Source organism: Amycolatopsis sp. NPDC003861 (assembly GCF_053605405.1).
Genome location: NZ_JBSGJD010000531.1, coordinates 1 through 1158 on the forward strand (window position 1 = coordinate 1; position 1158 = coordinate 1158).

Genomic DNA, 1158 nt, shown 5'->3' on the forward strand with positions numbered 1-1158 from the left:
GTGGTCCAGGGGGACACGCCCGGCGCCGGTCGCGTTCACCGCTTCGGCGCCGGATGCGGGCAGACTGGTCCACAGCGACAGGGGATTGGAGTTGCCGTGTACCGGGTTTTCGAGGCGCTCGACGAGCTCGTGACCATCGTCGAGGAGGCGCGCGGCGTCCCGATGACGGCCAGCTGCGTCGTACCCCGCGGCGACGTGCTGGAGCTCCTCGACGACGTCCGCGACGCACTGCCGGCGGAGATCGACGACGCCCAGGACGTCCTCGACAAGCGCGACGACCTGATCCACGCGGCCCGCAAGGAAGCGGGCGAAACGGTGGCGGGCGCGAACGCCGAGGCCGAGCGCGCGATCGCCGACGCGACGGACGAGGCGGAGCGCATCCTCGCCGACGCGCGGGCTCGGGCGGAGCAGATGCTCGCCGACGCCCACGACCAGGCGGACCGCACGGTGGCGGCGGGCCAGGCGGAGTACCAGAACCTCACGGACCGGTCCCGCGCGGAGTCCGAGCGCATGATCCAGGCAGGCCGCGACGCGTACGACCGCGCCATCGAGGACGGCCGGGCCGAGCAGGCCAGGTTGGTGGCCCAGACCGAGGTGGTCCAGGCGGCCCACGCCGAGTCGGCCCGCATCGTGGACGAGGCCCACGCGGAGGCGGACCGCCAGCGCGCGGACTGCGACGCGTACGTGGACGGGAAGCTGGCGGAGTTCTCGGAGCTGCTGGCAACCACGCTGCGAACGGTGGATTCGGGGCGCAACCACTTGCGCTCACCGGCGAACCTGCCGAGTTCGGGTGGGCGACCGACGCTCTACGACTACCAGGTGTGACGAGTCTCTCGGAGCCGAGCTGTCGGCGATCTGGCTGAGCTGTCCACAACCCGGGCGGGCTGTGGACGGTGGGGCCCTCACCTGCGGTTTCCCGGCTTTTCGTCGGGTGCAGCCGATAGGCTGGACCTGGGACCGGCCCCCTCGGGAGGGCGGGTCCTGCGACGAAGTCGGAGTGCCGGGCTCGGCTGCCCCACCGACCGAAACGGAACGCGGACGCCAGACCGGCACCCCGCCCAGTCCTGCCCCGCCACCCCGATCCGAAGCCAGCACGCGGACGGTGGTGCCGGGTCAAGGCACGCTTTCCCGCCTTGACGCGGTACCACCGGCCGTAGT

General features: G+C 72.4%; 1 protein-coding gene. It reads left to right on the forward strand.

Annotated elements, in window-relative coordinates; all coding sequences use genetic code 11:
* Positions 1 to 96 precede the first annotated feature (96 nt).
* Positions 97 to 825 (forward strand): DivIVA domain-containing protein, encoded by a 729-nt coding sequence (locus tag ACWEVN_RS47990; RefSeq protein ID WP_013223687.1) that lies wholly within the window; start codon positions 97 to 99, stop codon positions 823 to 825.
* Positions 826 to 1158 lie beyond the last annotated feature (333 nt).